Origin of the sequence: Sphingomonas sp. Ant20, from assembly GCF_000783375.1 — a bacterium.
GTDB lineage: Bacteria > Pseudomonadota > Alphaproteobacteria > Sphingomonadales > Sphingomonadaceae > Sphingomonas > Sphingomonas aerolata.
The window spans coordinates 1-1,070 of the sequence record NZ_JRVI01000237.1; the positions used below are offsets into that span (position 1 = coordinate 1).

Genomic DNA, 1,070 nt, shown 5'->3' on the forward strand with positions numbered 1-1,070 from the left:
GGTCGCGCCCGATCGCCGCTTCGTCGCGGGGTTCGACCGTGATGCGGGCACGCAGGCGATGCTCGTCGCGACGCTGGCGGACGGGCGCGTCGTGCAGCAGCCGCTGATGATAGCGGCGCGCGGCTGGGACATTTCGCGGCTGTCGAGCCTGCCCAAATATCCGGTCCCCGCGCCCGAATTCGCGCGGATCCGGCCCGGTGAGCTGGCCCAGATCGTCGCGGCGCGGCGGATCGCGGCGCTGTCGGACGGCTGGCGGCAGGCGTTCGTCTGGCCGGTGACGGGGCGGATCTCGACGTTGTTCGGGTCGCAGCGCGTCTATGCCAATGGCGAGGCGGGATCCTATCATTCGGGGATCGACATCGCGCGGCCGACGGGGACGACCGTGGTCGCGCCCGCGGACGGCGTGGTGATCCTGGCCGCGGACCACCCCTTCACGCTGGAGGGCAATCTGCTGATGATCGACCACGGCATGGGGCTGAACAGCGCGTTCCTGCATCTGTCGCGGATCGACGTGAAGCCGGGCGATCGGGTGACGCGGGGCCAGCCGGTCGGCGCGGTGGGCAATAGCGGCCGCGCGACGGGTCCGCATCTCCACTGGAGCCTGCGCTGGGGGGACGCGAAGCTCGATCCGTTGCTGGTGGCGGGGGTGATGAAGTAAGAGCGCGCGACGTCTAGTTGAGGCGGCGGACCTTGACCGCGGGCTGACCGCCGACGCTCATCCGGAAACTGCCGAGTGCGGCGCGCTTGATGACGACCGCATCCTTCGCGCGCGGCGCCGGGCGATCACATTGTCGTCGGTCTGGATCCAGCGCGCGCCGTCGGCGAGCTGGAAGCGCCAATGGCCGGAGTCGTCGACCGACGCACCCGCGAGAACCGCCTCGATCTGCGGCAGGTCCTCGGCCTTGCCGAGCAGGCCCGTCTCGGGGAGCGCGATGCCGAACACCGCGCGTCGCGTCTCGCGCACCTGCTGCTGATCGATGATGACGATCGTCCGGTTCGCTTCGGCCTGTTCGAGCGCGGCGACCGAGCGGTCGAAACAGGCGAGCCGCGCGGCGGTGTCCGGCGCGGAG

Annotated in this window: 1 protein-coding gene and 1 pseudogene; one reads left to right on the forward strand and one right to left on the reverse strand. The window is 70.9% G+C overall.

Annotation, left to right across the window (positions count from 1 at the left end; genetic code table 11):
• Positions 1-658: M23 family metallopeptidase (locus NI18_RS19215; RefSeq protein WP_037532425.1), on the forward strand; the 658-nt coding region annotated here is incomplete at its 5' end.
• A 57-nt stretch (positions 659-715) separates the two neighbouring features.
• Here NI18_RS19215 and NI18_RS25270 read toward each other — a convergent pair.
• Positions 716-1,070: pseudogene (locus NI18_RS25270) on the reverse strand (hypothetical protein); the annotation flags it as partial.